The organism is Paraburkholderia acidicola, assembly GCF_002362315.1.
Lineage (GTDB): Bacteria > Pseudomonadota > Gammaproteobacteria > Burkholderiales > Burkholderiaceae > Paraburkholderia > Paraburkholderia acidicola.
Map to the genome: position 1 here is coordinate 1 of NZ_MTZV01000008.1, position 3,909 is coordinate 3,909.

The following is a 3,909-nucleotide window of genomic DNA, read 5'->3' on the forward strand; positions in this document are numbered from 1 at the left end:
GCCGGCTCGTCGTCTCGATGTCCCATAGCTGCGGGCCGCGCATTTCCACCTGGCCGCCCTGCACCAGCGCCGGCAGCAGCTCGTGCAGCGCCACGTCGAAGTTCACTGTCGAGGACTGCAGCTGCGTGTCCGCGTGACTGATCCCGTATGTGCCGATGAAGTCGTCCAGGTGTCGCGACAGTGCCACGTGACTCACCGCCACCCCTTTCGGGCGACCTGTCGAACCTGACGTGTAGATCACGTACGCCAGCTGTTCCGGGTGGATCACGATCTCCGGCAACGTGCCGTCTTCAGCAACCGTGCTCACCGTACCGATGTCGATCACCTCGCGACCCGTGAACAGTTCTCCGCAGCTCGCCAGCGTCGTCGCGTCGGCCAGCACGCAACCCACCTGCGCATCGTCGAGCATCGTCGCCAGGCGTTCAGCCGGATACGCCGGGTCCAGCGGCACGAACGCGCCGCCCGAGCGCAGCACGCCCACCAGTGCCGCGACCAGCCCCGGGCCGCGCGTCACGCACAGGCCCACACGCGTCTCTGCGCTCACGCCACGCGTGCGCAGCGCCTGCGCGAGGCGTCCCGACCACGTCTGCAGTTCGCCGTAGTCAAGCCGTGCGCCCTCGCAGTGCACCGCAGGCGCCTGCGGCTGCTGCAGCGCCCGTGTCACGATGCGTTCGCCCACCGGCTCGAAGCCATGTGCGGCGAGAGCCGCGCGCGGGGTCTCTTCCTCCAGCACCAGCTCGCCCAGATGCACCTCGCCGCGCGCACCCACCTGCTCCAGCAGCGATACGTAGTGGTCCAGCATCCGCGACACCGTCGAGCCATCCAGTACGTCACGCGCGTACGTGAACGACACCTCAAAACCGTCGGCTTTCTCGCGTGCCCATAACACCAGATCGAAACGAGCCGTACCGGTGCTCGTCTCGATCGGCGACAGCCGCAGGCCCGGCAGTTCGAATGTCTGATCGTCGAATGCCTGATCGAAGTTGAACATCACGTTGAACAGCGGCGTCTGCGTCAGGCTCCGTTCGGGAGCGAGCGCATCGACCACGCTTGTAAACGGCACATGCTGATGCGCCTGCGCTTCGAGCACACGTTCGCGCACGTGCTCGAGCAGCGCGTCGACTGTCCGCAGACCCTGCATTTCCGTGCGGATCACCAGCGTGTTGACGAAAAAGCCGATCAACGCCTGGGTTTCGATATGCTCGCGACCCGCGACCGGCACGCCGATGCGGATATCGTGCTGTCCGCTGTAACGCTCAAGGAGCAGATTGAATGCGGCGAGCAGGACCATGAACGGCGTTGCCTGATGAGCACGACACAATGCGCGGACGTTTTCGATTACGCCCGGCGCCAGTTCGATACTGATGCGCCCGCCTGCCTGGCTACGCTGGACACCCGGCGCACGATCGAACGGCAACTCGAGCGCACTGTGCTCGTTGCCAAGCCGCATCCGCCAGAACGCCAGTTCGCTTGCGAGCGCCGACTGCTGCAACGGATCGCGCTGCCACAGCGCATAGTCCCCGTACTGCACCGGCAGTGCGGCCAGTCCGACCGGATGTCCTTTGCAGATCGCCGCATAGGCGCGCGCGAATTCGTCGATCATGATCTTGATCGACCAGGCGTCGGAGACGATGTGATGCGTGACGAAGTGGAGAACGTGCCGTCCCGTGCCGAGACGAATCAGCGTGACACGCAGCAATGGACCGTCTTCCAGTGAGAACGGCATCCGCGATAACGCGCGTAGCGTGTCCGTCAGACGCACATCGACATCGTCCTGCGCGATGTCTTCGAAATCGAGTACCGACCAGCCGTAGTCCGTCACATCGATCTGCTGGTGCGCTACACCGTCGTGTTCGACAAAGCGCGTGCGCAGACTTTCGTGTCGAGCGACCACAACGGCAAGCGCGTCGCGCAGCGCATGCTGGTCAAGCGCACCGTCGAGCTTCACGGCACCCGACAGGTTGTACGCAGGGCTCAATGGATCGAGGCGCGAAAAGAACCAGAGGCGTTCCTGAGCCGGCGACAACGGTGTGCTTGTTGAACCGGGTGTACGCGCAACCATTGGGCCGGACGCTGGTACCGTCGCTGACTGTGCGTCGACTACCAGTCGATCGACGGCTTGCGCAAGTTCGGAGAGGACCGGGTGCGCGAACAGGATCTGTAGCGGCAATGCAACCTTGAGTTGATCTCGCAGATGGGCCATCGCTCGCAGCACCAGCAGCGACTGACCGCCGAGTGCAAAGAAGTCGTCGTGTGCGGAGACACGCTGCACACCGAGCACCTGCTGCCAGATTGCGGCAAGCGTGCGCTCGGTCGGTGTGTGCGGCTCGACATGATGTGCTGTGTCGCTACCGGCATCAGGCAGTGGCAATGCGTTGCGGTCCAGCTTGCCGTTATGCGTGAGCGGCAACGCGGCAAGCGTCACGATGCGCTGCGGCACCATGTACGACGGCAGCGACTGTGCCATCTGTGCACGCAGCAGTGCTTCCTCTATCGCCGTGTCCTGCGGGTTCAGCGGCACCGCCGCCGGTACCACATATCCGACCAGCAGTGTCTGCCCTGCAACCGTCCTCAGCGCCACCGCCGCATCGCGCACCTGCGCGCTGCGACCCAGTACCGCCTCGATCTCGCCCAGCTCGATCCGGAAGCCGTGCAGCTTCACCTGCTGGTCGGCCCGTCCCACGTACACCAGACGTCCCGCTCCATCGATGCGGCACAGGTCACCAGTCCGGTACAGCCGGCCACCCTTTCCACTCACGTCGAACGGGTCCGGCACGAAGCGCTCCGCGCTCAGCGCTGCCCGCCCGCGATAGCCGCGCGCGAGGTTCGTGCCGCCGATGCACAGCTCCCCGATCCCGCCATGCGGCACCGCTGCGCCGCTGCGATCGATCAGCCGCAGCGGGGTGCCCTCGATCGCCTCGCCCAGTTCGACCGACATCCCCGTGCCCCGGGCGATGTCTTCCGGATGGCAGACGCTCGACCAGACCGTCGTCTCGGTCGGGCCGTACATGTTCCACAGCGCGACGCCGCGTGCCTGCAGTCGCAGCGCCAGTTCCCGCGGTAAGGCCTCGCCTCCGCACAGGCCCTTCAGTGGCCGGCCTTCGGCCTGTCCCTGCCAGCCGCCTTCGAGCAGCACCTTCCAGCCCATCGGCGTAGCCTGCAGGATCGTCGCACCGCTCTGCGCCAGCAGTGTCGCGAAACGCTCGCCGTCGACCACGTCCTCGCGCGCGGCCAGTTCGATGCGGGCACCGGATATCAGCGGCAGATAGAGTTCCAGTGCGGCGATGTCGAACGACAGCGTCGTGACGCTTAACCACACGTCGTCTTCGTTGATCCCGGGTCGTCCCTTCATGCTGGCGAGGAAACGGTCCAGTGCTTCGTGCGGGACCCCCACGCCCTTCGGGCGTCCCGTCGAGCCCGATGTGTAGATCACGTAGGCCAGTTGTGCGGGGTGTACACGCACGGGCGATGCCTTGCGTCTGGTTGCTTCGTGTCCTGCTGCTTCGTGTCCTGCTGCTTCGTTCCTGGTTGCCTCGCCCTGCGCGTCGGCCAGATCCAGCATCACGCGCTCACAGCCGTCCAGCACCTCGCCGAGTTGCGCGACACACGCCGCGTCGGTGACGACGCACCCCGCCTGCGCATCCTCGAGCATGTACGCGAGCCGCTCCGCCGGGAACGCCGGGTCCAGCGGCAGATACGCCGCGCCCGCCTTCATCACCCCCAGCAACGCCGCCACCATCCCCACCGAGCGGCTCACGCACACGCCCACGCACTGCTCCGCCCCCACACCGCGCGCCTGCAGTTCTCCGGCAATGTGATCCGACCAGCGATCGAGCTGCGCGTAACTGAGCGTCTGCTGTCCGCAGCGGATCGCCATCGCCTGCGGTGTCTGCACGGCCTGCTGTGCGA

Annotated in this window: 1 protein-coding gene; it reads right to left on the bottom strand. The window is 65.9% G+C overall.

Annotation, left to right across the window (positions count from 1 at the left end; all coding sequences use genetic code 11):
* Positions 1-3,909 (bottom strand): non-ribosomal peptide synthetase (locus tag BWP39_RS31320; protein WP_133116996.1); only part of this gene is annotated, 3,909 nt, incomplete at both ends.